Below are 25,633 nucleotides of genomic sequence, written 5' to 3'. Positions count from 1 at the left end.
TCACGCCACCGGCGCGGCCGTCACGTCGTGTCGATCAGCACGTACAGGCTCGTGATCCTCCCGTCCCGGACGAGGAGCACGTCACGGCCGGATGCGACCGGCGCGCGCCCCTCGGCACCGAGGACCCAGGTGTAGGTGACCAGGTCCTGGGCCCGCTGGACAGGCCCCGAGCGGGTGATCGCGGCGCCCGGCACCTGTGCGTGGAGGGCGTCGATCGCCTCGGACATCCCGGCGTGCCCGGTGCGGGCGGCGTCCGGCTCCCCGACGAGCACGTCCGGCGCGTAGACCTCCGCGACGGTCGCGTCCCGGCCGGGGCCGGCCGGTCCGTTCCAGGCGTCCAGGTGCGCGTCGACGAGGGTGCCGATCGGGTCGGTCATGTCGTGGTCCGGGGCACGGCGGTCCCCTCCCAGCGGGCGGGGTCGTCCTCCAGCGCCGCGCGGTCCCAGTGGCCGAGGTCCGCGGCGGCCTCGTAGGTGGTGCGGAGGAACTCGGCGACCGCCCGATCGGGGTCGGGTGCGGCGCGGGCGACCTCGTAGGGCAGCAGGAACTGCTGGAACTCGGTGCTGAAGAACGCGCCGTCGGGGCCGACCGGCTGGTCGGCGAACCCGTCGGGCCCGGGGTAGGCGTAGGAGTAGAACGCGCCCTCCTCGCCGCCGCCCGGCCAGAACCCGCAGCTGGACAGCTCCCGGGAGTAGCCCTCGACCATGACCCAGTCCCCGCAGTTGGGGGCGCCGCCCGGGTGCGGCGGGGCCGGCCGCCCGGAGAAGCGGGTGCAGGCGAGGTCCATCGCACCCCAGAAGAAGTGCACCGGGCTGACCTTGCCGACGAAGTGCGACCGGAACTCACCCATCACGCGGTTCGCCTGCAGCAGCTGCCGCCAGAACAGGGCGGCCGCCTCGCCGTCGTAGGAGGTGTGGGTGTGGTCCTCGGCGAAGGGGATCGCCGGGTCGACCTCGTTGGGGTGCGGCCGGATCGGTGCCTCGATCCCGAGCCGGTCGAGCATGTCGAGGACCCGGGTGTAGAACTCCGCGACCGGCATCGGCCGGAGCGGGAGGCTCTGCACCCCGCCGTCGCTGCTGCGGACCTCCAGCTGCTGCCCGACGAAGTCGAACTCGATCTCGAAGGCCCCCGTGCGGTGCGGGACGGCCGACGTCGTCAGCCCGCGCGGGCTGACGTAGAGCGTCACCTGCCACCAGTGGTTCAGCAGGGGCGCGTGGGCCATGCGGATCTTGCCCACGATCTGGGTCCACATGTGGAGGGTGTCGCGGGTGGGGGTCCAGTCGGACACCCGCAGGCTCGGCCAGGTCGTCGTCGCCGGGCTGGTCATCGGTGCTCACATCCTTCGCGGCGCCACGGGAGGGTGACGGTCAACGGTATTCGGGATTGGCGTCGTCGGGGCGGCGCCCGGCGTCCCAGGCTGTGCGCTGGTTGCCGTAGGCGGGGAACCCGCCGGCGTTCCGGAACATCGACGCGAGGTGGAGCAGGTTGTAGGTCATGAACGCGGTGTTGCGGTTGGTGAAGTCGTTCTCCGGACCGCCGGAGCCCTCGTCGAGGTAGGACGGGCCGGGGCCGACCTCGCCGAGCCAGCCCGCGTCGGCCTGGGGCGGGACGGTGAACCCGATGTGCTGCAGGCTGTAGAGGATGCTCATTGCGCAGTGCTTGAGGCCGTCCTCGTTGCCGGTGAGCAGGGCGCCGCCGACGCGTCCGTAGTACGCGTACTGGCCGTGCTCGTTGAGCACGCCGGAGTAGCCGTAGAGCCGTTCGATCACCCGGCGGGTCACCGAGCTGTTGTCCCCGAGCCAGATCGGTCCGGCGATGACCAGGATGTCGGCGGCCAGGACGCGGGTGAGCAGCGCCGGCCACTCGTCGGTGTCCCACCCGTGCTCGGTCATGTCCGGGCGGACACCGGTGGCGATGTCGTGGTCGACGGCGCGGATCTGGTCGACGCCGACCCCGTTCGCCTCCATGATCGCCACGCTGCGGTCGATCACGCCCTGGGTGTGGCTGCGGCCGGGGGAGCGGTTGAGCGTGCAGTTGATGTACGTCGCCCGCAGCCCGGTGAAGTCGGGTCTCTCGGTCACGGGGGTCACGACGCGGGCGGTTCGACGCGTGCGGAGCGGTTCACCCACCGAGTGTCGGGCGCCGCGGACGTCCGCGGATCGGTCGGTGGATCGGTCACGACGGAATGTCCGGAAAGGCGCGGTTACCGTGTGACGAGGCGATCCGTCGTGCCGTTGCGGCCCGGCGCGGGAAGGCACGGTGGACCATGGAGCTGTTCGGGCGGCGCGCCGAGACCGCGGCCCTGGACCGGGTGCTGGCACGGGCGGCCGGCGGCGAGGGCTCCGGGCTCGTGCTGTGGGGCGAGCCGGGCATCGGCAAGACCGCCCTGCTCGACCACGCCGTCGGGGCGGCGTCCGGCGCCACGGTCCTGCGGTGCCGGGGCACCCGGATGGAGGCGGGCCTCGCGTTCGCCGCGCTGCACGAGCTGTTGTGGCCGGTGACGGACCGGCTGGACGCGCTCCCCGCACCGCAGGCCGCGGCGCTGCGCGGTGCGCTGGGTCTGAGCCGGGACCCGGCCAACCGCTTCCTCATCGGTGCGGCCGTGCTCTCGCTGCTCTCCGGCCTGGCCCGGGAACGGCCGGTGCTCGTCGTGGTCGACGACGCCCAGTGGATCGACGAGGCGACCGCGCACTGCCTGGGATTCGTCGCGCGGCGGGTGCGGACCGACCCGGTCGTCGTACTCCTGACCGGGCACGAGGATCCCGCCTCGGGGCCGTGGGAGGGGCTGCCGTCGATGGAGGTCGTCGGCCTGGCCGACGACGACGCACGCCGGCTGGTCGCGGCCGTCGTGCCCGACACCGACGAGACGCTGGTCGACCGCACGGTCCGGACGGCAGGGGGCAACCCGCTGGCGCTGCGCGAGCTGCCCACCCTCGGTCGCGAGGCGCCCCTCCCGGCGGCGGGGGAGCCGGTGGCGGTCGGGCCCCGGTTGCGGCGGGCGTTCTGCGCCCGGGTCGAGACCCTGAAGCCGTCGACGCGGGCGTTGCTGCTGCTGGCGGCGGCCGAGGACCGGGGTGACCGGCACGTCGTGCACCGCGCCGGGGCGGGCTGGGGCGTCGACACGGACGCCTGGGACGAGGCACTGCGCTCGGGTCTGCTCCGTGCGTCGGGAGCCCGGGTGGAGTTCCGGCACCCGCTGGTGCGGGCGGCCGTCTACGACGGCGCTCCCTTCGCGGACCGGCAGGCCGCGCACCGGGCGCTCGCCGCGGTGCTGTCCGGCGACGCCCTCGAGGAACGGGCCTGGCACCTGGCGGCGGCCGCCGAGGAGGCGGACGAGGACGTCGCCGCGCTGCTGGAGCGTGCGGCCGATCGCTGCCTGCAGCGTAGCGCCGGGCCGATGGCGTCCCGCACGCTGCGGCGGGCCGCCGAGCTGTCGCCGGAGCCGGCGGACGCGGCCCGCCGGCTGGCCGCCGCCGCCCGTGCCGCGTGGGACGCCGGTCAGGCCGGTGCGGCGCGACGGCTGCTCGACGACGCCGAGCTCCTGGACGGCGTGGACCCCGTCGTCCGGCGCAGCGGTGGGCTGCGCGGGATCCTCGAGTTCGCCTACGGCAGGCCGGAGCGCGCCCACCACTACCTGGCCCGGGACATGACCGTCGTCCCGGGCACCCGCGGCGCGGTGGAGCTGGGCTCGATGGCGGTCCGCGCGGCGTGGTCGGCAGGCCGGCCCGAGCTGCAGCAGGAGGCGCTGCGCCGGCTGCTGGATCTCGATGCCGGCGGCGACCCGGAGCTGTCACCGGTCGTGCCGGTGCTGCGGGCCTGGTGGGCCTGCTACGACGAGACCGGGCAGGTCGCCCGCGCCACCCCGGGCAGGAGCAGCGACACCGTCGGCCGGCTCGGCACCGTCCCGTGGGAGCTGCTGCCACCCGTCCCGCTGGTCTGGGCCTGGGGCGCCGAGGGCCCGCTGCACGACGTGCTGACCGTGCAGGCCGCGCAGCTGCGGCGCCGGCACGAGCTCGCCGCGCTGGCGATGGTCCTCTCCCAGACCGCCGTCCTCGACCTCGCCGCGGGCCGGTGGGAGGCGGCCGGGTCCGCGGCGGAGGAGGGACTGCAGCTGGCCGCGGAGGTCGGCGCGGACCACATCGCCACGCAGTGCCGCCTCTCCCTGGCCGGCCTGGCCGCGGCCCGCGGCGACGGGGCCCGCACCGAGGAGCTCACCCGGAGCGCACTGGCACTCTCGGCCCCGCGCGGGGTGCGCGCGCTGACGGCCTCCGCGTACTGGCACCGCGGCCGGGCGGCGCTCCTCGGCGGCCGGCCGAAGGAGGCCCTGCGCCACCTGCTGCCGCTCGACGAGCCCGGCCACGAGGCCGCCCACCGCACGGCGGCGCTGCTCGCGGCCCCGGACACCGCGGAGGCGGCGGCGCAGGCCGGGCGCGCCGACGTCGTCGGGGCCCGGGTCGCGACGGTGGCGACGTGGGCCGAGCGCACCGGCGCGGTCTGGGCCCGTTCGGCCGCCCACCGGCTGCGCGCCCTCACCGCGGACGGGCCGGCGGCCGAGACCTCCTACCGTGCGGCCCTCGACGAGGCCGGCGCGTGCGACGACCCGTTCGAGCACGCCCGTACCCGGCTGCTGTACGGCGAGTGGCTGCGGCGGGCGCGCCGCCGGGCCGACGCCCGGCACGAGCTCGCCGCGGCCGCCGACACGTTCGGCCGGCTCGGCGCGGAGCCGCTGCGGGCACGGGCGCTGCGCGAGCAGGACCTGGCGGGCGGGCCGGGCGCCCGCCACGAGCCGGGCTCACCGGCCGGGGCCGGACTGACCGCCCAGGAGCTGCGGGTCGCACGGCTGGCCGCCGACGGCCTGACCAACCGGGAGATCGCGGCACAGCTGCTGATCAGCCACCGCACGGTCGGCCATCACCTGGCCAGCGTCTACCCCAAGCTCGGCATCACCTCGCGCGTCGAGCTCGCCCGGATCGACATGGCGGGGGACCTGCGGTTCCGCGTGGGCGCCGACGAGGGATGACCCGAGACATGCCCCGGTGACCGGCACTGCGTCCGCCGTGATCAACGTATAGCGCGGGGCGGGGCTTGCGGCAAGCCCTCCCTCCCGGCGGAGGATCTCCGCTCGACGCACACGCGACGACGAGGGGGAGTCACGGCATGACGCAGGAGCCGGACACGGGGACCGGGCCGACACCGTTCGAGGTGTACGAGCCGGGGGTCCTGCTGCACGGGACCAGGGCCGACCTGGCCGTCGGTGACCTGCTGGTCCCCGGCCGCCCCTCGAACTTCGAGGAGGGGCGGATCATGAACCACGTCTACGTGACGGCGACGCTCGACGCCGCGGCCTGGGGTGCCGAGATGGCCGCCGGTGACGGGCCCGGTCGCATCTACGTCGTGGAACCGACCGGAGCCGTCGAGGACGATCCCAACGTCACCGACAAGAAGCACCCCGGCAATCCGACGCGCTCCTACCGGACCCGCGAGCCCGTCCGCATCGTGGGTGAGCTGGAGGACTGGACGGGGCACACCCCCGAGCAGCTGCAGACGATGCGGGACCTCCTCGACGACCTGCGGCGCCGCGGCCTCGCCGTCGTCTACGACTGACGATCCCGCACGAACGAGCCGCGCGAACGAGCTGCGCGAACGAGCCGCGCGAACGAGCCGCGCAGACGGGCCGGCGGCGGGCCGGACCTGTCCGGGGCGGATCTCGCGGTGGGCGGCGCCGCCCACCGGGGCGCCCGCACAGGACCGCGGACTCCGGGCCCGGCCGGCACGCGCCGCGGCCGAGGACCTTGTCCGGTGAGATCGCTGCCTGGGGAAGCGATTCCACGGAAGGGGTGTGCCGGTGCGGACCAGGCCCGGCGGACAGAGTGGCGCTCTGCCGAGCCGGGCCGGGCCAGGCCGGGCCAGGCCGTGCCGAGCCGAGCCGAGCCGAGCCGGGCCAGGCCGTGCCGTGCCGTGCCGTGCCGGACACCGTGCCGTGCGGTGCGGATGCGGAGTCCGATGAGTCGCGGCGCCCCCGCACCCCTCGACGGATCGGTTCGCACGGGTTCGCGTCGCTCGCACGGGATCCGACCCCGTGCGAGGCAACCGATCCCGTGCGAACCCGGCCCGGTCCGCGTCGCGTACCCGCCGAGATGCAGCTCAGTGTCGTCCAGGGATCGACATGTCGCGCTGAGGTGCATCTCGATGAGGGTGAGGGTGAGCCGGGTGCGGGGCGGGGGCGGGCCACGAGTCGAGCCACTCGGCTGCCCGGCGGCGGAAGTGCCCGGGGTCGAGCAGGCCCGCTCCGTCGGGGACCGCGCCGAGCAGCGGGGCCGGTCCGGTGGCGAGGCGGCGGCGGTTGTCCTCCTCGATCAAGGACGGGTGCTCCGGCCAGGCGCCGAGGAGGAGCCCGGCGATGACGGCGTCGCGGTGCCGGAGCGCCTCCAGGGTCAGCGCGGTGTGGTTGAGCGTCCCGAGCCCGCTACGGCAGACGACGACCGTCCCCGACGGCTGCGGTGCGGCGACGGCGAGGTCCGCGAGGGTGTGGCCGTCGGTACCGAGCTCGACCAGGACCCCACCGGCGCCCTCGACGATCACATGGTCGTGGGCGGCGCCGAGGGCGGCGATCGTCGCCAGGTGGTCGGGCGCGGCCGGGAGCGGGACGCCCGCGCGGGCCGCGGCAGCGACCGGTGCCATCGGATCGGGCAGCCGCACACCCTCACGGGCCACCGCCGGCGCGGCCAGCCGGACGACGGTGTCGATGTCACCGGCGCCGTCCTCGGTGCCGGCCTGGACGGGCTTGTACACCGCGACGGAGCGGCCCGTCCCGCCGAGGGCGGCGGCGAGCGCGGCGGTGGCGATCGTCTTGCCGACCCCGGTGTCGGTGCCGGTCACGAACAGGACCCGCGGCACCCCGGTCACGACGGCGCCCCGACGGACCCGCCGGTCGACGCGGCCGGGCCGACCGAACCGACCGGACCGGCCGGGCCGACCGAGCGTGCGGCCCGTGCTGCAGCCTCGGCGGCGCGGCCGGGATCGACCCCGGCGCGGGCGACCAGCCGGAGCCGGGAGATCCCGTCGGGGACGCTCGGTGGCCGGAAGCAGCCGACGAGGATCCCGGCCTCGCCGAGCGTCCGCGCCGCGGCGACCGCGATCTCGGGGCCGGCGGCGGCCAGCGACTGCACCGCACCGGGGGCCCGGACGATCCCGGCCGCGGACGCGACGGCGTCGGCGACCGCGTGCAGCGCGGCGCACGGCCCGGGGTCGGTGTCGATGATCCGGCAGCCCTCGGCTGCCGCCGCGGCGGCAGCCGGGGCGAGCCCGGTGTCGAAGACGAACGTGCGCGCCGTGTTCACGAGGTGCTCGCGCAGCAGCGGCGAGCCGAGCACGGCGCCGCCCTGCGAGCCCAGTGCCTTGGACAGCGTCGCGGTGACGGCGATGTGCGGGGCGCCGGCCAGCCCTGCGGCGTGCACGGCTCCCCGCCCGCCGCCCGCCACGCCGATCCCGTGCGCCTCGTCGACGACGAGCATCGCCCCGTACCGGTGGCACAGCTCGGCGGTCCGGCGCAGGTCGGCGGCGTCGCCGAGCACCGAGTAGATCGACTCCACGACGACCACGGCGCGCTCGTGCTCCCGGTCGCGCAGCAGCTCCTCGAGCGCGCCGGTGTCGGCGTGCGGGCAGATCCGCACCGGTGAGCGCGACAGCCTGGCCCCGTCGACCAGCGAGGCGTGCACGTGGGCGTCACTGACGATCAGGGTGCCGGGGTCGCCGAGTGCGGTGAGCAGGCCGACGTTCGCGGCGTACCCGCTCGAGAAGGCGAGTGCCGCCGGCTGCCCGGTGAGCCGCCCGAGCGCGGACTCGAGGTCGTCGTGCGCGCCGGTGGTCCCGGTGACGACCCGGGACGCGCCGGCCCCCGTGCCGTGCCGTCGCAGTGCCTCGGCCGCGGCGGCGACCAGGCGCGGGTCACCGCTCAGCCCGAGGTAGTCGTTCGAGGCGAGGTCGAGGGTCCCCGGACGAGCCCGCGGGTGGCGGGCGGCGTCGGTCGCCCGGACCAGGCCGTCGCGGTGCCGGCGGTCCGCGGCGCTGGCGAGCCAGTCCTCCATCGAGCCCGTCCCGGCAGGCGCGGTCGTCGTCATGCGTTCGGGGCCACGGGCGTACCGGCGCCGCGACGGCGGGAGGCCGGGGTCTGCGCGTCGCCGGTGGCCGACTCGTCGGCGCCCTGGACCCGGAACCCGGCGTCGGCGATGAGCTGGAGGTCGGCCTCCGCCGCCTGGCCCTCGCTGGTCAGGTAGTCACCCAGGAAGATCGAGTTCGCGACGTGCAGGGCGACCGCCTGCAGGGACCGCAGGTGCATCTCCCGGCCGCCGGCGATCCGGACCTCGGTGTCCGGGCACGCGAGCCGAGCCAGGGCGAGGATCCGCAGGCAGCGCTGGGGGTCCAGGGTCCACGTGCCCGCCATCGGCGTGCCCTCGAACGGCATCAGGAAGTTGATCGGGATCGAGTCGGCCCCGAGGTCCCGCAGGGCGAAGATCGCGTCGATCACCTCGTCGTCGGTCTCGCCCATGCCGACGATGAGGCCGGAGCAGGGGGAGAGGCCGGCGTCCCGCGCGCGTTCCACGGTGTCGACGCGGTCGGCGTAGTCGTGTGTCGAGCAGATCGACGAGTACCGCGACTCGGCGGTGTTCAGGTTGTGGTTGTAGGCGTCGACACCGGCCTCGCGCAGGCGTTCGGCCTGGCCGTCGCCCAGGAACCCCAGGCAGGCACAGACCTCGACACCCGGGTGCGCGGACTTGAGCTCCCCGACGACGCCCGCGACCCGCTCCACGTCCCGCGCGCCCGGCCCGCGCCCGCTCGCGACGAGGCAGACCCGCGACGCCCCGCCCGAGATCCCTGCGCCCGCCTGCCGCACGGCCTCGTCGGTCTTCAGCCACGAGTACTTCAGGACGTCCGCCGACGAGCCGAGCCGCTGCGAGCAGTACCCGCAGTCCTCCGGGCACAGCCCCGACTTGAGGTTCACCAGGTAGTTGACCTTCACCCGGTCGCCGAAGTGGGCGCGGCGCAGCCGGCCGGCCGCCGCGACCAGCCCGAGGACCTCGTCGTCGGGGGCGGAGAGCACGGTGCGGGCGTCCTCGCGGTCGAGCACGCCGCCGTCGAGCTGTCGGGAGGCGAGGTCGTCAAAGGTTTTGAACACCGTTCAAACGGTAGCCGGGGCGCCGCCGCGCGACAAGCTCGCCCGGTGGGGACGCGGTCCGGGCCGGCCCGCAGACTGGAGCGGGACAGGTGGGGGGAACCGTGCGGTTGAGTCGGGAACGGATCGTCGGGCAGGCCGTCGCCCTGCTCGGGGGGCAGGGCCTGGGCGGCCTGACGATGCGGCGGCTCGCCGACGACCTCGGCGTGCGGCCCGGAGCGCTCTACTACCACGTCCCGAGCAAGCAGGACCTGCTCGTGGACGTCGCGGTCCGGATCCTCGACGACGCGCCGGATCCCGTCCCGACGGATGATCCGCGCGAGGCCGCGATCGCCCTGCGGGCCGCGCTCCTGGCGGTCCGCGACGGTGCCGAGCTCGTGTCGTTCGCGTTCGCCTTCCGGCCCGAGGCGCTGGGACCCCTCCGGGATCTGCGCGACGCGTTCGACGACCGGCTCTCCGAGCGCCGGGCGGGTTGGGCGGCGCGGACGCTCGTGCACTACGTGCTCGGGTTCGTCGCCGAGGAGCAGAACCACGCCGAGCTGGTGCGGACGGGGATCGTCGCCGACGGTGCCGGGCGGAGCCGCGACGACGACGCGGAGGCGTTCCACTTCGGCGTGGCCGCGATCGTGTCCGGGCTGTCGACGGATCCGGAGGCGCTGGGGCCCGCGCCCGGGACCGGCCGGAGCTGACCGGGCCGGACCGGGGTGCGGGCCGGTCGGCCCTGCCCGTCCCGGGTGCCCCGGCGGGACGCTCACCCGCATGACGACGTCGTCGAGCGTCCCCGGGCCCTTCCTCCCGGCCTGGCTGCGGCGGCTGACCGGCGGTTCCGGCGCGTCCGGGACCGGCGCGCGCGGCCACGGGGAGGACGCCGGCGACGGGCACCGGAGGGCCGGGCCGGTCGTCGCGGTCGGGGACGGGGAGCTGGCCGACCACGTCGCCTGCTGGGCGGAGCAGCTGGCGCGCCGGGCGGGACGTGACCTGCGCCTGGTCGTGGCCGTCGGCGCCCGGTCGCCCGACGACCGGCCGGTGTCCCGCGGCGCGGCGGTTCTCGTGCGGCAGCGCCTCGACCGGGTCGCCGACGACGTCGCGGTCCGGTCGGGCGAGGTCGACGTCGAGGCGGAGGTGCGCATCGGGAGGTGGGCCGACGTCGTCGCCGACGAGGTGCGGGGCGCGGCGGTGGTCGTCGTGCCGCCCGGCGCCCGCCCGGTGCGGCCCTCGCCGGTGGTGCGGTCCGCACCCGCGCCGCCCCGCCGCCGTCCCGCTCCCGGGGGTGTCCCGCACCGTCTGACCGCGGCCGACGCCGGACCGGGGGCGTTGCCGACCGCCTGACCGGCGGGCGGGCCCGGGGACCGCGGTTGACCATGCCGCTACGGCCGGGTGTTCACTGTCGACGGACCCGGCACGGGCGTCCGGAACGGAGCGATGTCGACATGACCCACCGCCGCAGCATCGGCCGATGGACGGGGTGGGTGACGGCCGCGCTCGTGCTCGTCGTCCTCGCCGCGACCCCCTCGGCAGCGGCCCCGGCCGCCGGGCCCGCCCCGGGCGGGGACCGGACGGGCAGCTACTCCAGCTCCGAGGGGCGGCTGGCCTACCAGGTGCACGTCCCGCCGTCGTGGCGGCCGGACCGGCCGATGCCGGTGGTCGTCGCCGTGCACGGGTGCGCGATGAGCGGCTACGGGCTGAACTCGATGAAGGCCACCACCCGCTTCGACGACCTCGCCGACCGGGAGGGGTTCCTCGTCGTCTACCCGACGCAGTCGCTCCTGCGGAACGTCCAGATGTGCTGGAACTCGCTGTCCCCGGACCACCAGGATCGGGGCCGCGGCGAGCCCGAGCTGCTCGCCGGGATGATCCGCCAGGTCGTCGGCGAGTACGGGGCGGACGCCCGGCAGGTGCACGTCGCGGGGGCCTCGTCCGGGGCGGGGACGGCCGTGATCCTCGGGGTCACCTACCCGGACCTCGTCGCGACCGTCACCTCGGTCGCGGGTGGCGAGTACGGGTTCCACCGCGCCCAGGACGACCTCGACGCGGTCACCCCGGTCGACAACGCCCGCCTCGCGCGGTCCGTGATGGGGCCGCGCGCCCGGCACGTGCCGCTGCTCGTCGTGCAGGGCGACCAGGACGAGGTCGTGCCGCCGTTCATGGCGGACCGGCTGGTGCAGCAGTGGCTCGCGCTGGACGCGCTCATCGACACCGGCCTGCCCGACGCCGATCCCGCACCCGACGACGTCACCCGCGTCGCGCCGCCCGGCGGGCACCCCTACACGCTGACGAGCCACCGCGGCCCCGGCGGGGCGGCGATCGACTCGTACCTGGTCGAGGGGCAGGGGCACGCCTGGTCCGGGCCCCGCGCCGACGGCTTGTTCGTGGACCGGGCCGGACCCGACCTGTCGGAGATCGTGTGGGACTTCGCGTCCGGCCGGCCGATGAGCACGGAGGGATCGTGACCGGCGGACGCACCGAACAGGGCCCGGCCGTCCTGCTCCTGCCCGGCGGGGCCGCGGCGTGCGAGGGCTTCTTCCCGGGGATGCCCGAGGCGCTCGCCGACGACCCCGGCTGCCGGGTGATCGTGCACGACCGTCCCGGCACCGGGACGTCCACGGAGGACGGCACGCTCGCCGGGGCCACGGCGCACCTCGCGGCGCTCGTCGGCGAGCTGGGCTGCGGCCCGGTCGTCGTGGTCGGGCAGAGCCTGGGCGGCGCGGTGGCGACGCTGCTCGCCCGGGACCACCCCGAGGTCGTCGCCGGCCTGGTCCTGCTCGACCCGACGCCGGTCAACGACCCGGCCGCCTGCGCCCGGCTCGAACGCGTGATGGGCGTGGTCGCGACGGTCACCGCCGTGCCGCCGGTGCGCCGGCTGCTCGCCGGGCTGCTCCGCGCCACGATGGCCCGGGAGCGCCGCCGGCTGCGCCTGCGCCCGGACTGCGCCGCCGCGCACGAGCGCATCGCCGGCTCCGACATCCGGGTCCTGGCCCGCGCCGTGCGGGGCCTCGCCGCGCTGTCGGCCGGGCTGCGGGAGGCCGACCTCCCGCGGGTGCCGTCCGTCGTGGTCACCGCGGACCGCGCGGAGACGGACGCGGTCCACCGCGCCCACGCCCGGCTCGCCGATGCGTTCGGCGGGCCCCTCGTGTCGTGGCCGGGCTCGACCCACAACCCGCAGCTCGACCATCCGGACGAGACCCTCGCCGTCGTCCGGGAGCTGGCCGGCCGGGTCGCCGCCGGGCGCTGACCCCCGCCGACGACGAGGTCAGCCCGGCAGCGCGCGCACCGCGGCGGCCCCGGCGGCGCGCAGCGCCCGGCCGGTCAGGTCGCGGGCCGTGTCGAGATCGACCCCGCGCACCACCTGCTTGGTCTCCGCGACGGCGGCGGGGGAGACGCTCAGCTCCCGCACCCCCGCCCCGAGCAGCAGCGGGACGGCCGCCGGGTCGGCGGCCAGCTCCCCGCACACCGCGACCAGCAGGTCCGGCGCGGCGACGGCGCCCGCGGCGGCGACGAGGGCGAGCACCCCCGGATCGAGCGGGTCGGCGAGCGCGGCCAGGGCCTCGTTGCCGCGTTCCGCCGCGAGCGCGTACTGGGTGAGATCGTTCGTCCCGACGGAGAGGAAGTCGACGTGCGGGGCGAACACCGCCGCCTTCAACGCCGTCGCCGGCACCTCGACCATGATCCCCACCCGCAGGCCCGCGGGCCGGCCCCGGCCGACCGTGGTGACCGCGCGGTCGAGCAGCCCGCGGGCCGCGAGGAGCTCGTCGAGCGTGCTGACCATGGGGAACATGACGTCGACGGGATGGTCGTGGGCCACCCGGACGACCGCCTCCAGCTGGCCGGTCAGCAGCTCCGGGCGAGCGAGGGCCAGCCGGATGCCGCGGACCCCGAGGAACGGGTTCGCCTCCGGCGCCACCGGCAGGTAGTCCAGCGGCTTGTCACCGCCGACGTCGAGCGTGCGCAGGGTGACCCGCCGTCCCGTCATCGCCTCGGCGATCGCGCGGTACGCGTCCTCCTGCTCGTCGACGGTGGGGGGTGCGGCGCGGCCGAGGAAGCAGAACTCGGTGCGGACCAGGCCGGCCAGGTCGGCCCCGGCGGCGGCGCGGGCGTCGTCGGCGGAGCCGAGGTTGGCCCCGACGAGCACGGTCGTGCCGTCCCGTGTCACGGCCGGTTCGCCGGCCCGGGCGAGCGCCTCGCCGCGCCGCCGGTCCCGGTCCCCGGCGCGCCGCCGGAACCCGGCCAGGGTGGCGTCGTCGGGGTCGACGACGACCTCGCCGGTGGAGCCGTCGAGCGCGACGGTGACGCCGGGCCGGGCCGCCCGGATCGCTCCGGCGGCCCCGACGACGGCGGGGATCCCGCGGGCGCGCAGCAGGATCACGCTGTGCGCCGTCGGGCTCCCGTGGGCGAGGAGCACCGCGACGGTGCGGGCCGGATCGAGCTCGGCGGCCCGTGCCGGGGTGAGGTCGTCGGCGAGCAGGAGGCCGTCGGCGGCCGCGTCCGGCGCGCCGTCGCCGCCGAGAGCGCGGAGGACCTGGTCGCGCAGGTCGCGGACGTCGGCGGCGCGGGCCTGCAGGTAGTCGTCGGCCACGGCGGCGAAGCGCCGCTCCACCTCCTCGACCGCCTCGGCCCAGGCGCGTGCCGCGTCCGTGCCCGCGGCGATCCGGGCGTCGGTGGCCCCGGTCAGCTCCGGGTCGTCGAGCAGCAGCAGCTGGGCGTCGAAGATCGCGGCCTCGGCGGGACCGATGTCCCGGGCGGCCCGGTCCCGGACGGCGCCCAGCGCGGCCCGCACCGTCCCGCACGCCGCCGCCAGCCGCTCGCGCTGCACCTCCGGGGGACCGGCCCGCGGCGGGGGCACGGCCACCGCGGCCGTGCCGGCGAGGACCGCGGGGCCGATGCCGATCCCGGGGGACGCCGCGACCGGCACGTCCGGGACGACCGGCGGGGCCGCCGGGGCGGGTGCGGACGCCTCCCCGAAGCCGTCGCCGGCGAGCGCGAGCAGCGCGCGGACCGCGGTCTCGGCGTCGTCGCCGTCGGCCAGGATCTCGATCTCGTGGTCCTGCAGCGCGCCGAGCGTCGCGACCTGCGAGAGGCTCCGCGCCGGCACGGCCGCGGTGCCCGCGGTGACGTTGCGCAGCCGGACGTCGGCGTCGAGCCCCCGCACCGCCCGGACGACCATCGCGGCGGGGCGGGCGTGCAGCCCGTGCGGCGCGGCGACGGTGAACCGCGCCGTGACCCGCGCCGGGCCCGCGTCCGGCGGGGGACCGGCGGTGGGCTCGCCGAGGTGGTTCTGCTTCGCGAGCAGTGCCGCGGTCGCCTCGGCCGCGACCTCCGCGGTGCCCGCCCCGGACGCGGCCGTCACCGTGGCGGCGACCAGGCCCTCGACCAGCGGTGCGGGGCAGAGCACGACACGGGCGCGGACGTCGTCGTCGAGGAACTCCAGCGCCGTCTCCGCGGAGAGGACGGCGCTGCCGAGGTCCATCAGGACGACGACGCCCGCGCCGGTGTCGGCGCGCGTGACGGCGTCGGCGATCGCGACGGCGTCGGTGCCGAGACCGCCGTCCCCGGTCCCGGCGGCGCACTCGACGACGGAGTCCTGCCCCTGCACCATCTCCGCGGCCAGCGCGACGGCGGCGTCGGCGAGCGCCGGGCTGTGCGAGACGACGACGATGCCGACGGTCACGGGCCGGGCTCCGCCAGCGTCGCGGCCGCCGCGACGAGGAGGGCGGTCGAGGTCGCGCCGGGATCCTGGTGCCCGACGCTGCGCTCGCCCAGGTAGCTCGCACGCCCCTTGCGGGCGAGCATCGGGGTGGTGGCGTCCCGCCCCCGGTCGGCCGCCGCCGACGCCGCGCGCAACGCCTCGTCGAGGGAGCGTCCCCCGGCGAGGGCCTCGTCCAGAGCGTCCGTCGCCGGGCCCAGCGCGTCGACCATCGTCTTGTCGCCCGGGCCGGCCTTCCCCCGCGCGACGACGCCGTCGAGCCCCGCGCGCAGCGCCACCGCGAACGCGGCGGGATCGAGCTCGCCCGCCGCGCCGGCCGCCGTCGCCATGCGCAGGAAGAACGTGCCGTACAGCGGGCCGCTGGCGCCGCCGACGCTGCGGACCAGCGTCATCCCGGCCTGCTTCAGGACGGCGCCCGGGTCGGCACCCGGCGTGCCGTCCAGGTCGGCGACGACGGCTTGCATGCCGCGGTGCATGTTCGCTCCGTGGTCGGCGTCGCCGATCTCGGCGTCAAGCGCGGTCAGCACGTCCTTCTGCGCGGCGACCGTCCCGGCGAACACGCGCAGCCAGCGGCGCACCGCGTCGGCGTCGACCGTCGTGTCGGCCATCCGGGTCAGACTCCCCAGCGCAGCGCGGTCGTCGACACGGGCGCGTCCCAGAGCCGGACGAGCTCGTCGTCGAGGCGGAGCAGGGTCAGCGAGCACCCGGCCATGTCCAGGCTGGTGACGTAGGAGCCCACCAGCGACCGGGCGACGGTGACCCCGGCCTTCTCCAGCAGCGCCGCGATCTCGCCGTACATCAGGTAGAGCTCGAGCAGCGGGGTGGCGCCCATGCCGTTGACGAACGCGACCACCCCGCCGCCGCCCGTGAAGTCGAGATCGGTCAGCACCGGCTCGACCAGCATCTCCGCGGTCTCGCGCGCCGTGGTGAGCGGGACCCGCCGCCGTCCGGGCTCGCCGTGGATGCCGATCCCGACCTCGATCTCGTCCTCGGGCAGGTCGAACGTCGGGGTGCCCTTCGCCGGGACGGTGCACGAGGTCAGGGCCATCCCCATGCTGCGGGCGCCGGCGTCGACCCGGCGGGCGATCTCGGCGACGGCGGGCAGGTCGCGGCCCTCCTCGGCGGCGGCCCCGGCGAGCTTCTCGACCAGCAGCGTCGCACCGACGCCGCGCCGGCCCGCGGTGTACAGGCTGTCCTGGACGGCGACGTCGTCGTCGACCACGACGGACTCCACCGCCACACCGCTCTCGGCGCCCGCGAGCTCGGCCGCCATCTCGAAGTTCATGACGTCGCCGGTGTAGTTCTTGACCACGTGCAGCACGCCGGCGCCGCCGTCGACGGCCCGGGTGGCCGCGACCATCTGGTCGGGCACGGGCGAGGTGAACACCTCCCCGGCGCAGGCGGCGTCGAGCATCCCGCGCCCGACGAAACCGCTGTGCAGCGGCTCGTGCCCGGTCCCGCCGCCGGAGACCAGACCGACCTTGCCCCGGACGGGGGCGTCGGCCCGCAGGACGACGCGGTTCTCGTGGTCGACGCGCAGCTGCGCCGGGTGTGCCCTGGCCACGCCGACCAGCGACTCGGCCACCACGTCGGCGGGATCGTTGATGAGCTTCTTCATCGGAGCTCCTCCTCCACGGAGTACGCGGGTCAGGTGTCGATGGGTCCTCCTGTCGTGCTCGCCGGGCCGGGCCGTGTGGTTACGCCGGCGCATGTCGGTGGTGCTGCACGCTCGTCCCTCCGGAGCGTGCGACGCTCCTCCGAGCATCGAGAGCAGCGGGACACAGCGCCGGGGGAGGGATGGTTCCGATGTCGCAGGTCGTGCCCAGCAGCCCGGACGTCAGCGCACGGATGTCCCGTCAGGCTCGGACCGGGACCTCCCCGGAGGTCGCCCTCCGGAGGGAGCTCCATCGGCGCGGCAGGCGGTTCCGCGTGGAGTACCGCTTCGACATCGACGGCCTCCGCCGTCGCCGAGCCGACGTGGTCTTCACCCGGTACAGGCTGGCGATCTTCGTCGACGGTTGTTTCTGGCACCGTTGCCCGGAGCACGCGACCTCCCCGAAATCCAACGGCGAGTGGTGGGCCACGAAGCTCGCGCGCAACGTGGAGCGGGACCGGGACACCGATGAGCGCCTCGTGGACGCGGGGTGGTCGGTGATCCGGATCTGGGAGCACGAGGCCGCCGATTCCGCGGCGGACGCGGTGGAGGACGTCCTCGACCGGGAGGCGGCGCGTCTCGTGTGACCGGTGGGCGAGTGGCCGTCCGGACGATGTGACGACACGGTGGTGCACCCGACCCGCGGCGGACGGAGCGAGCGATAGAGTCCGTCCGTGCTCCCCGAGCAACCGTTCCTGCACGCGCCGTCGTCCGTCCCGATCGTCGATCTCTTCGCCGGTCCGGGTGGGCTGGACGTCGCCGCGGAGTGGTTGGGATTCCCGGCGGAGGGTGTCGAGTTCGACGCCAACGCCTGCGCGACCCGACGACGCGCCGGACTCCGGACGAGGCAGCGCGACGTCCGGGACCTCGGGCCCGCGGACTTCCCGGACGCGACGGTCCTGACCGGGGGGCCGCCGTGCCAGACGTTCACCGTCGCCGGGACGGGTGGGGGTCGGCGCGCCCTCGAGCGGATCCGGACGCTGGTCGAGCTGATGGTGGATCGCCACGACGTCCGCGAGATCGTCTCCGGCCTGGACGACGAACGGACCGGACTGGTCCTCGAACCGCTGCGCTGGGTGATCGAGGCGATGGACCAGGAACGCCAGTACGAGGCGATCGTCCTCGAACAGGTTCCTGCCGTGCTGCCGGTCTGGGAGGCGATGGCGGAGGCACTGGAACGCGTCGGCAACTATCGGACCGCCACCGGGATCCTGCGCACCGAGCAGTTCGGGGTTCCGCAGACGCGTCGTCGCGCGATCCTGATGGCCCGTCTGGGGGAGCAGCCGGCACTTCCCACCCCCACCCACCGTCCGTATCGACGGGGAGTGGACCGTGACCAGGGCGATCCACGCCTGCTGCCCTGGGAGACGATGGGACGGACCCTCGACCGACCGCAGCCCTTCGAGGTGGTCTCCAACTACGGGACCGGCGGCGACCCGAAGGACCGTGGACGGCGCCGGTTCGACGAGCCCGCCGCCACGGTGACCGGGAAGATCCGCAGGAACCGCATCACCGGGCGTGGGGCCACCAGGGGCGAGCGCTTCACCGAGTACGAGGCCGGGATGCTCCAGACCTTCCCGCACGACTACCCGTGGTCCGGGAACGACGTCGGGCAGCAGGTCGGGAACGCCATCCCGCCCCGGCTGGCCGCGCACGTGTTGGCAGGCGTCCTGGGGATCGAGCTGACCGTCGAGGAACTCGACGCCCGGGTCCGGGCTCCGTGGGTCTCCGGGCTGCAGCCGATCGTCGCCGACCGCCAGGTCGTCGACCTCGACGCGATGCGGCTGGAGGCCGAGCCGGCGTCCTGACCGTGCGGAGACCGGTCAACGGTCCACGGGGCGATCACTCCCGACCCCGGCGCGACGCAGCTCCAGCACCGAATTCCTAGCCTCCCAGCGGATCTGGTCGCGCAACTCCAGATCGTCGAGCGCGTCGAACTCGAGGACCGGAGCCACCCGCAGCAGTCGCTTGAGCAGATCCCTCAGCACATCGCGGCTCTGCAGCCCGCCCCGGTCGATCGTCGGCCACGTCTCGGCGATCGCCCTGATCAGGGTGCGGCTGCCGCCGAGCATCGACCGACGGGCGTAGATCTGGTCGAAGTCCGCCTCGCCGAACGTGGCGAGCAGTCGATACCGGTCGGCGAACTCCTCGGGCAGCACCAGCAGGTGGGCCCGCCACCACAGACGACCCCATACGTGCCGGGTGATGTCGGTCGCGAGCACACGATCCGGCGGGGGATCGGGGAACCGCCAGTACGACACGTCGGGCAGGACCACGAGAGCCAGGAACGCCCAGATCGGCCGGACGGCGGCTTCGGCGGCGACCAGCCCGCACCGTTCGTGCAGCAGCTGGGCGACCACTCGGTCGAACTCCGCATGTGAGCCGCGTCGGGCCGCCGCAGGGAATCCCGCCTCCTCCGCGGCCTTGACGATCTGTTCGCGGAGTTCCTCCAGGTACCCCGCCGGGACCCGTTGCCCACCGGTCGCGGCGAACACCGCCGACGGATGCCCGAACGCCCGCAGCTCACGCAACTGCTCGACCGACATCGTCGTGAAGCGGTAGTGCATGTCACGGGCGGCCTGGTCGAGCAGCCGTGGATAGAGGATGCTCATGGCCCCGCCAGTAGTTCTGTCGCGTGCTGGACACGTGTGGTGAAGAGGATCGGGTCGTGGCGGCGCTCGACGCGCAGGGCCTCCGGCGAACGATCCGGGAAGGTGGCCCGTAGGACGGCGGCGAGGAGCGCTCCGATCGAGCCGACGGGGTAGTCCTCGTCGAGGTCGAATCCGTCGTCGACGAGCGCGCGTTCGACCAGCGACCGGATCACGTCGGTGCGGACCGCCGAGAGGACGCGCCGGTCGGCATCGCCCGGGTCCGCCGCGGCGGCCAACGCACCGGTGACGATCTCCCTGCGTTCGTTGGCCAACAGCAGGATCGAACCGAGTGCCTGCGCCTCCAGATCGTGACCGAGCTCGAGATGCCAGGCCGCACCCGTCGGATAGGGCAGAGCGCCGAAGTCGACCACCGACAGGGGGAAGAGGACGGCGTCTCCCTGGAGCATGACCGGATGGACGTCGCGCCACAGGACGCTGCCGGGTCGACGGGGCGCCGCCGGTGAACCGACCTCCCGCCCGGCCGAGCGCAACGTGAGAACGGTGGAGAGATCGAGCCGCCCCCCGAGCTCGCCGCCGGGCAGCTCGAACTCGACCTCCAGGTCGACGTCGTCGGCGGACGGGACCGGCGCACGCCAGACGCGGTCCCGCAGCGCCGAACTCGTCGACGACCAGTGCACCGACAGATCGAGTTCGGCATCGGCGCCGAGTCCGGTCGCCGCCCGTGCCCGGAGACCGTCGAGTCGCATGGGCCGACGGAGCCGCAGCACGGTCCCGTAGTCCCAGTCCGGGAGATCGGTGCCGACCTCGTCGAGGGTCGTCGCACCGACCCGCAGCCACGGCCCGCACCCGACGACGTCGGCCGGAGGCCTCCGGTACGGGAACGCACGACTCATGGCGACGCCTCCGCCCGGTCCCCGACGACGGCGATGTCGGTGATCGTGTCGACCACGGGAAGGACCACGAGGTCCACCTCGGACGGACTGTCGACCACACAGACGTCGCCCGTGACCGGCCCTGCGGGCGTCGCCCAGAACCACACCTGAGGACGGGACGCGCCCGCGGGCGCATCGGTCTCCTTGGCGCGGTCACCGAGTCCGATCGTGACCGACGCCTGCAGCCGTGCCGGGCCGGGACCGGTCACCGAGAAGCGCTGGACGAGGACCACACGGCCGTCGCGCTCGTCGACAGCAGGATCGGACACGGGCCCGACCCGGATCCGATCGCGGGTTCCCGGGGAGGGTCGGCGACCTCCGGACGACCTTCCGGAGCCCGATCTGCCGGCGTCTCCACCGCCGCCCGGGCCACCCTCCGGTGCGTCCGGTCCCGCGAAGGCCGCTGCGACGATCCCGCCGAGGAAGGTGCTCGCGGCGCCCAGCGGGACACCGCTGCCCGCCTGACGGGTCACGACGGCGGCTGCCCGGAAGCCCTCCAGCGCGTCCTTGATGCGCCGGAAGGTCGTCCGTACGAAGGTGCGGTCGTGGCCGCTGAGCTGTTCGTCGACCCAGTTGTCGTGGGTCGGGGGTTCTGCCGCGGCGTACACGTCGTCGAGATCGTCGACCGCACGGAACACCCCCGCGTACGCCTTGTTGACCGACCCCGTCTCCGGGCCCGGCAGATAGCGGACGACGAGTTCCGGCGATCGCATGAGGCACACGTGATGCGGATCCGACGGGACTCCTGCGCACTCGGCGGCGAGGGACGCCGAGTCCTTCGGCATCGGGACGACCCACTCCTCCTCGACGGCGAACCGCCCCAGCTTCCGCCGCGGTCGCAGGCACTCGAGAACGGAGCCCTCACCGTCACGTTGCTTGCGGTACGCGGCGACGAACATGTCCAGCGGATAGGTGTCCGCGGGGTCGGGCACCGCGAACGTGCGACCGTCCGCGACGACCTCGGCGTGGAGGCGGTCGTGCCCGCGCTCGGTGAGCATGATCGGCCACAGCTGCCAGGAGATCGTCCGCGCCAGGTGCTGCGCGACCTCCTCGACACCGTCGGTCTCGTCGAGATCGGGATCGAGGACGACCAGTGTCGTCCCTGTCTCGTCGTCGACGAACGGGCGCAGCCCCAGGGTGCGGGCGATCGAGTCGGCCTCCGGTCCTCGCAGCGGCTCGACATGATCACCCTGCACGTCGCCCCACCAGTGCCGACCGGTGAACGGTCGGGACTGCTCGCCGACCCGCTCACTGCTGTCGAACGACTCCCCGAGGGCGATTCCGATCAGGCGTGACGACAGCGTTCCGTCCGCCTCCTCGGTCCGGGTGTAGACCAGGATCGTGCCGACCCTGGAGAGCCGGTACAGGACGGCCTTGCCGTAGCCGTAGGTGCCGCCGCCCTGCTCGGTGTCGCGCTTCTCACCGACGTTGAGGACGAACGACACCCAGTCCTTCCGGTCCAGTGCGAGCTCGTCGGCGCGGGTCGGGCCGCCGAGTCCTTTCGTCCCGCGATCGACGACCGACAGCAGCCTGAGGTCGGGCGTCCGGACGACCCGGCCGACCCCGAGATGCTGCTCGGTGTGCGCCGGCGGACCGAGCAGCCGTTCCCAGCTCGGTCGGTGCATCGGCGCGACCGTGGTGAGCTCCAACCGGTAGGTGGTCGCCATCGGGCTCGTCCGGAGTCGTGCGTCCCACGAGTTCTGCGCGGTCTCGCGCACGAAGACGGTCAGCGGATCGACCGGCGGGCGCCCGAGCTGGTTGCGGATCCCCTCCGACGCGATGGCTCCGGTCGGCGGAAACGGCTGGGACCACCAGCGTGGGGTCGTCACGAGTGCTCCAGGAATGCGCGTGCCGCGTCACCGTCGATGATCGTGTCGGTCGCGGTGGCGGTGTCGAGATCGAGGTCGTAGTGGACACCGCCGATGCCGGCGAGGGTGGCGTCGCCCGCCAGGCCCGATGCCGTGATGCGGGGGAATCCGGGGCCGACCTCGAACGTCCGACGCTCGACGACGTCGAACACCTTCCCGGCGTACACCGCACGGTCGGCCGGGAGATAGCCGGCGTCGCGCAACGCCGTGAGGAGAGCACCCTCGTCGTCCGTCCGGGCGAGACAGGCGTCGACCAGGTCCGGCACCGAGCGCCCGCGGTCGGTGCGGAGCCGGACCCAGGTCAGCAGCAACCGCATCGCGTCCCCGCCGTCGAGCTGTCCGACACCGTGGATGCGGACCTTCCGTCCCTCCGCCGCGGTGGTGGCCTTGACCTCCAGTGCGATCGCGCTCCGGTGGAAGTCCTGGGCCGATCCGGAGTGTCCGGTCCAGAACGCGACGGCACCCGGGTCGTCGTCGAGCATCTCGCTCAGGAGCAACAGCTCTCCGAAGAGTCCCGCCAGTTCGGCGGGGCCGAGAGTGCGGCGTGCGCCGGACAACAGGGCCCGCCAGTCCGTCAGTGTGCGACGCAGCGCGGCCACGGCCCGGTCCGGATCCGCCTCGATCCTCGCGAGCACCTCGACGCACAGAGCGCGGAACAGGTCGCCCGGTCCATCGTCGACCAGCGCGAGAGCGGCGTAGGTGCGGTAGCTCGACTCGTCCTCCAGGACCCGTCGGCGGAGGGTGACGGACCGGCCGTCGACGTCCTCCTTCAGGCTGTGTCTCGCGTCGATCGGGACGAGCAGGTGTCTGACGTCGTCCTCGCGCACCGCGACGAGCACCGGTCCGTGCGGGGTCACGACCCCTGAGCTCGCCGTACGGAAGCGGGACGTCGCCGACGTCGAGAGCGCAGCTGTCCACAGTGTGTCGAGCCGGGTACCGTCAGGGCTCACTCGTCGTCCTGCTCCTCGAGGACGGAGTCGTCCTCCTCCTCGACGACGACCTTCGAGAGGTCTGCGCTCATGTACTCGACCTCGGAGTCCTTGCCGTCCGGCTCGGGGAACACGAAGGCGACGCCCATGACGACGTCGTCCGTCGGGGCGTCCAGCGGAACACGGTTCTTGAGCCGGGCAGGCTCCGAGCGGGGCTCGATCGGGTAGAGGAGGACGAGGCCCTCGGTCGGGCGCTGCTGTCGACGCAGGGTCACCAGATCCTTGCGGGTGAGCGAGCTCGGGTGGTCGGCGGCGAGGTCGAGCGCCTCGTCCCGTCGGCTGGTGAGGGTCTTGATGTCCGCGACCCCGTCGAACTCGGTGTCGGCGTCGGTGTGCAGGCGGGAGCGCCGGACCATCCGGACGTCGACGCCGGTGCCGAAGTCGCAGCGCTTGGTGTCGGCGCCGGGGAGCGAGTTGCCGACGACACCGACGCTCCAGCGGCCGAGCGCGCCCTTCCGGACCCGCCTGCGGATGTACTCCGCGATGCGCCTGCTGTCGCCGTCGGAGGACCGCTCGTGGAACGAGTAGCCGTCGAGGAAGTCCAGGACGTCCTCGTGCGGGACCTTGGTGAAGAGTGCGGACTCGGCGTTCGTGGAGGCGGCGTCGCCGTCCTTCGCCGCCGCCGTGACCAGGTTTCGAGCAGCCTGCGCGTTCCGTGCCAGCCAGGCCCCGGCGTCGGGGGAGACGTCGTAGAAGCGCGACTCGACCAGCAATCCGCCGAAGGCGGCCGAGGCCTTCACCGCGCTGGTCATCTTGGCCTTGGTGGTGATGCTCATCTTGGGGTGCGTACGGAGACGGACCGCGAAGTTGAGCGGATCGACGCCGGGGTTCATGTACCGGTTGATGTCCTGCCGCATCTCGGCCTCGACGGTCGCGAGATGGCTGAACCATCCGCGCAGCTCGTCGGTCATCCAGATGCGCGGGAGGTCGCCGTAGTGGTTGCGGTAGCCGAACCAGCGGCCCATCTGCAGGAGCGTGTCGTAGGCCGACACCGCACGGACGAACAGACTGGAGACCAGGCCCTCGAGCGTCAGCCCGCGGGAGAGGGTGTTGCCGCCCACGGCGATCGCCGTCACGGGGCCGGACTCGTAGTCGAGGCGGTCGGTGCTGCGATAGTTGTCGATCACGACCTTCGTGTCGCCGACGACACCGTGCAGGTGGTGGAGGAGCGCGTCGAACGGCACGGTCGCCTCACCGAAATCGGCGGCGGGTACACGCGCCGTCTCCTTCTCCCAGGTGGTCCGGAGACGGTCGAGCAGGGTCGTGTTCCCGCTGTCGAGGTCGCGAAGGGTCCGCGCGCGCAGATCGAGCAGCGGATCCGCGAAGCGTTCGTGGACGACCGTGTCCGTCGTGGTGTGGATCAGCATCGTCGAGTGCGGGTTCCCGCCGCCCCGGACCTTCCGGGCGGCCGTGGCCAGCCAGAACCACTCCACGGCGCGTCGCAGCGAGTGCGCGGCGCCGGGGTGGAAGTCGACCGCTTCCTTCTTGTTCCTCGGCTTCAGCTCGTCGATCTCGGCGTCCGGAACGGTGCGGATCATGTCGTAGCCGCCGTCGAGGGTCGAGGCGTCCTCACCGGGGAGCAGCTCGCGTCCGAAGAGGACCTCCGCACCGTGGTAACCGGTCGGCTGCGGCAGGTTGACGATGAAGTCCCGCGGGTAGAAGTCGTTCTCGTCCGCAGGATCGATCAGGAGGTTGGCGAACGGCGTGGCCGTGTAGCCGATGTAGCCGACCTTGGGGAACTTGTTGAGGACGTCGAACAGCAACGGGTTGATCTTGGAGGTGGCGACGGTCGACTGGTCGGCCTCGTCGTCGATGATCAACGTCGGGCACTTCTCGAGGTACTCGCCGGCCGACGCCAGCCAGGTTCGGAGCTTCCGGAGGACGGTGGCGTTCTTCTTCACGACCAGCAGCAGGTGCTGGTCCTTGGCGGCGAAGAACGCCTTCGGGTTGCCGGGCGGGACGAAGTCGTGCCTGTCGGTGGTGACCTCGTGCCACTTGCCGGGGTTCGCCTGGACGAGGTCGCCCGCGAGACGGACCTGTGTCTGCCGGCGGAGCGTGTTGTGGATGCCGGACAACACGATGAACAGCTTGTAGCCACGGTCGGCCGCCTTGGCCATGACAGCGGTGAAGTTGGTGGTCTTGCCGGACTGGACGAAGCCGACGACCAGGCCGCGCGTGCGGTACGAGTCCTGCTTGGGGTGGTCGAGCAGTGCGAGGACCTTCGTGGAGGAGGCGTCGACCGAGGCGATGTTCGCGTCCCCGAAGCCCTTCTTCTCCATGGCGGCCTTGATCGCGGGCCAGTTCCTGTCCTTGGCCATGTCCGGGCCCGTGTACCAGGTGATACGTCCGTCCAACCAGACCGACGGCGGCTCGTCCAGGTTCCGGATGCGTACGGTCTCGGCTTCGTGCTTCTCCCGGATCGCACTGATCATCTCCGGGGGCTGCCCCATCAGCTGCAGATCGTCCAGCGCTTCCTGGGGCGAACTGGTGTCCGCGTACTTGAGGAAGATCTTGTAGATCTTCTCGACCTGCTCGTCCGTCACGCCGTCCGCCACCTCGCGCCCCTCGCCATGCCGATCTCGAAGCGAGAGGCTATCGAAATCGGCTCGCGCTGCGTGATCGGCTCACCCTGCGGGGTGATTACCGTTCGCCGGCCGGGACCCGTTACAGAGCCCTGGTGGTGGTGTCCGGTGCTGTCGCGGAAG

At 74.3% G+C, this 25,633-nt stretch carries 22 protein-coding genes; 8 read left to right on the top strand and 14 right to left on the bottom strand.

Annotated elements, in window-relative coordinates:
* Window positions 1–20: 20 nt before the first annotated feature.
* Genes AD017_RS04605 through AD017_RS04595 form a run of 3 tightly spaced genes read right to left on the bottom strand, consistent with a single transcriptional unit; the run spans window position 21 to window position 2,081 of the window.
* Window positions 21–377: a nuclear transport factor 2 family protein gene (locus AD017_RS04605; protein ID WP_060573088.1), complete on the bottom strand. Its 357-nt coding sequence runs from the start codon at window positions 375–377 to the stop codon at window positions 21–23.
* Window positions 374–1,327, bottom strand: coding sequence for a DUF5996 family protein (locus AD017_RS04600; protein WP_060573086.1), 954 nt, complete (start codon window positions 1,325–1,327; stop codon window positions 374–376). Before AD017_RS04600 ends, AD017_RS04605 begins: the two co-directional genes overlap by 4 nt.
* Before the next feature lie 40 nt (window positions 1,328–1,367).
* Window positions 1,368–2,081, bottom strand: coding sequence for a flavodoxin family protein (locus AD017_RS04595; protein ID WP_060576229.1), 714 nt, complete (start codon window positions 2,079–2,081; stop codon window positions 1,368–1,370).
* Between the two features lie 185 nt (window positions 2,082–2,266).
* Here AD017_RS04595 and AD017_RS04590 point away from each other — a divergent pair, with 185 nt between their 5' ends.
* Complete coding sequence (locus AD017_RS04590; protein ID WP_082538342.1) at window positions 2,267–5,020, top strand: AAA family ATPase; 2,754 nt, start codon at window positions 2,267–2,269, stop codon at window positions 5,018–5,020.
* Between the two features lie 137 nt (window positions 5,021–5,157).
* On the top strand, window positions 5,158–5,604 hold the full coding sequence (arr, locus tag AD017_RS04585; RefSeq protein ID WP_060573085.1) for an NAD(+)--rifampin ADP-ribosyltransferase: 447 nt from the start codon (window positions 5,158–5,160) through the stop codon (window positions 5,602–5,604).
* Between the two features lie 540 nt (window positions 5,605–6,144).
* Here the strand turns inward: arr and bioD are convergent.
* From bioD to bioB, 3 genes are read right to left on the bottom strand one after another with little or no spacing between them, the layout of a single operon-like run.
* Window positions 6,145–6,906 (bottom strand): dethiobiotin synthase, encoded by a 762-nt coding sequence (gene bioD / locus AD017_RS04580; protein ID WP_202968828.1) that lies wholly within the window; start codon window positions 6,904–6,906, stop codon window positions 6,145–6,147.
* The gene (locus tag AD017_RS04575) at window positions 6,903–8,120 is read right to left on the bottom strand and encodes an 8-amino-7-oxononanoate synthase (RefSeq protein WP_060573083.1); all 1,218 of its coding nucleotides are present in this window, start codon (window positions 8,118–8,120) and stop codon (window positions 6,903–6,905) included. Before AD017_RS04575 ends, bioD begins: the two co-directional genes overlap by 4 nt.
* Entirely contained in the window at window positions 8,117–9,175 is a 1,059-nt protein-coding gene (gene bioB / locus AD017_RS04570; protein WP_029239721.1) for a biotin synthase BioB, read from the bottom strand. Before bioB ends, AD017_RS04575 begins: the two co-directional genes overlap by 4 nt.
* A gap of 89 nt (window positions 9,176–9,264) precedes the next feature.
* Between bioB and AD017_RS04565 the strand changes: the two genes are divergently transcribed.
* From AD017_RS04565 to AD017_RS04550, 4 genes are all read left to right on the top strand, one after another.
* A complete protein-coding gene (locus tag AD017_RS04565) occupies window positions 9,265–9,861 on the top strand; it encodes a TetR family transcriptional regulator (protein WP_227012657.1) in 597 nt (198 codons plus the stop codon).
* A gap of 70 nt (window positions 9,862–9,931) precedes the next feature.
* Complete coding sequence (locus AD017_RS35170; RefSeq protein ID WP_060573081.1) at window positions 9,932–10,501, top strand: universal stress protein; 570 nt, start codon at window positions 9,932–9,934, stop codon at window positions 10,499–10,501.
* Window positions 10,502–10,641: 140 nt separating this feature from the next.
* Window positions 10,642–11,622 carry a PHB depolymerase family esterase gene (locus AD017_RS04555; protein WP_168172296.1) on the top strand — a complete coding sequence of 327 codons (981 nt, stop codon included), beginning with the start codon at window positions 10,642–10,644 and terminating at the stop codon, window positions 11,620–11,622.
* Complete coding sequence (locus AD017_RS04550) at window positions 11,619–12,404, top strand: alpha/beta fold hydrolase (RefSeq protein ID WP_304440541.1); 786 nt, start codon at window positions 11,619–11,621, stop codon at window positions 12,402–12,404. The genes AD017_RS04555 and AD017_RS04550 overlap by 4 nt, the downstream gene beginning before the upstream one ends.
* 18 nt (window positions 12,405–12,422) lie before the next feature.
* On the opposite strand, the gene ptsP is transcribed toward AD017_RS04550, so the two are convergent.
* Genes ptsP through dhaK form a run of 3 tightly spaced genes read right to left on the bottom strand, consistent with a single transcriptional unit; the run spans window position 12,423 to window position 16,491 of the window.
* Complete coding sequence (ptsP, locus tag AD017_RS04545) at window positions 12,423–14,837, bottom strand: phosphoenolpyruvate--protein phosphotransferase (protein WP_060573076.1); 2,415 nt, start codon at window positions 14,835–14,837, stop codon at window positions 12,423–12,425.
* The gene (gene dhaL, locus AD017_RS04540; protein WP_060573073.1) at window positions 14,834–15,481 is read right to left on the bottom strand and encodes a dihydroxyacetone kinase subunit DhaL; all 648 of its coding nucleotides are present in this window, start codon (window positions 15,479–15,481) and stop codon (window positions 14,834–14,836) included. The genes ptsP and dhaL overlap by 4 nt, the downstream gene beginning before the upstream one ends.
* Window positions 15,482–15,486: 5 nt before the next feature.
* Entirely contained in the window at window positions 15,487–16,491 is a 1,005-nt protein-coding gene (dhaK, locus tag AD017_RS04535; RefSeq protein ID WP_010227016.1) for a dihydroxyacetone kinase subunit DhaK, read from the bottom strand.
* A gap of 179 nt (window positions 16,492–16,670) precedes the next feature.
* On the opposite strand from dhaK, the gene AD017_RS04530 reads away from it, so the two are divergent.
* Complete coding sequence (locus AD017_RS04530) at window positions 16,671–17,114, top strand: very short patch repair endonuclease (RefSeq protein WP_349675458.1); 444 nt, start codon at window positions 16,671–16,673, stop codon at window positions 17,112–17,114.
* Window positions 17,115–17,201: 87 nt separating this feature from the next.
* Entirely contained in the window at window positions 17,202–18,335 is a 1,134-nt protein-coding gene (locus tag AD017_RS04525; RefSeq protein ID WP_082399056.1) for a DNA cytosine methyltransferase, read from the top strand.
* A gap of 15 nt (window positions 18,336–18,350) precedes the next feature.
* On the opposite strand, the gene AD017_RS04520 is transcribed toward AD017_RS04525, so the two are convergent.
* The 5 genes from AD017_RS04520 to AD017_RS04500 are packed head-to-tail and all read right to left on the bottom strand — an operon-like array spanning window position 18,351 to window position 25,471.
* Window positions 18,351–19,139, bottom strand: a complete 789-nt coding sequence (locus AD017_RS04520; protein WP_060573071.1) for a DUF6339 family protein — start codon at window positions 19,137–19,139, stop codon at window positions 18,351–18,353.
* A complete protein-coding gene (locus tag AD017_RS04515) occupies window positions 19,136–20,032 on the bottom strand; it encodes a hypothetical protein (protein ID WP_060573069.1) in 897 nt (298 codons plus the stop codon). The genes AD017_RS04520 and AD017_RS04515 overlap by 4 nt, the downstream gene beginning before the upstream one ends.
* Window positions 20,029–21,900, bottom strand: a complete 1,872-nt coding sequence (locus tag AD017_RS04510; protein WP_060573067.1) for a hypothetical protein — start codon at window positions 21,898–21,900, stop codon at window positions 20,029–20,031. The genes AD017_RS04515 and AD017_RS04510 overlap by 4 nt, the downstream gene beginning before the upstream one ends.
* Window positions 21,897–22,889, bottom strand: coding sequence for a PD-(D/E)XK motif protein (locus AD017_RS04505; protein WP_082399055.1), 993 nt, complete (start codon window positions 22,887–22,889; stop codon window positions 21,897–21,899). The genes AD017_RS04510 and AD017_RS04505 overlap by 4 nt, the downstream gene beginning before the upstream one ends.
* Entirely contained in the window at window positions 22,886–25,471 is a 2,586-nt protein-coding gene (locus AD017_RS04500; protein ID WP_060576225.1) for a Z1 domain-containing protein, read from the bottom strand. Before AD017_RS04500 ends, AD017_RS04505 begins: the two co-directional genes overlap by 4 nt.
* Between the last annotated feature and the right edge of the window lie 162 nt (window positions 25,472–25,633).

The sequence above is a fragment of the Pseudonocardia sp. EC080619-01 genome (genome assembly GCF_001420995.1).
Classification (GTDB): domain Bacteria; phylum Actinomycetota; class Actinomycetes; order Mycobacteriales; family Pseudonocardiaceae; genus Pseudonocardia.
The sequence above is the reverse complement of the archived record's forward strand: the minus strand, read 5'-3'. Positions and strand labels throughout refer to the sequence as shown.

Coding starts and splice junctions, on each gene's coding strand:
- AD017_RS04605 (WP_060573088.1), bottom strand. CDS start 377: ATGACCGACCCGATCGGCACCCTCGTCGACGCGCACCTGGACGCCTGG.
- AD017_RS04600 (WP_060573086.1), bottom strand. CDS start 1,327: ATGACCAGCCCGGCGACGACGACCTGGCCGAGCCTGCGGGTGTCCGAC.
- AD017_RS04590 (WP_082538342.1), top strand. CDS start 2,267: ATGGAGCTGTTCGGGCGGCGCGCCGAGACCGCGGCCCTGGACCGGGTG.
- arr (WP_060573085.1), top strand. CDS start 5,158: ATGACGCAGGAGCCGGACACGGGGACCGGGCCGACACCGTTCGAGGTG.
- AD017_RS04575 (WP_060573083.1), bottom strand. CDS start 8,120: ATGACGACGACCGCGCCTGCCGGGACGGGCTCGATGGAGGACTGGCTC.
- AD017_RS35170 (WP_060573081.1), top strand. CDS start 9,932: ATGACGACGTCGTCGAGCGTCCCCGGGCCCTTCCTCCCGGCCTGGCTG.
- dhaL (WP_060573073.1), bottom strand. CDS start 15,481: ATGGCCGACACGACGGTCGACGCCGACGCGGTGCGCCGCTGGCTGCGC.
- dhaK (WP_010227016.1), bottom strand. CDS start 16,491: ATGAAGAAGCTCATCAACGATCCCGCCGACGTGGTGGCCGAGTCGCTG.
- AD017_RS04530 (WP_349675458.1), top strand. CDS start 16,671: ATGGTTCCGATGTCGCAGGTCGTGCCCAGCAGCCCGGACGTCAGCGCA.
- AD017_RS04520 (WP_060573071.1), bottom strand. CDS start 19,139: ATGAGCATCCTCTATCCACGGCTGCTCGACCAGGCCGCCCGTGACATG.
- AD017_RS04515 (WP_060573069.1), bottom strand. CDS start 20,032: ATGAGTCGTGCGTTCCCGTACCGGAGGCCTCCGGCCGACGTCGTCGGG.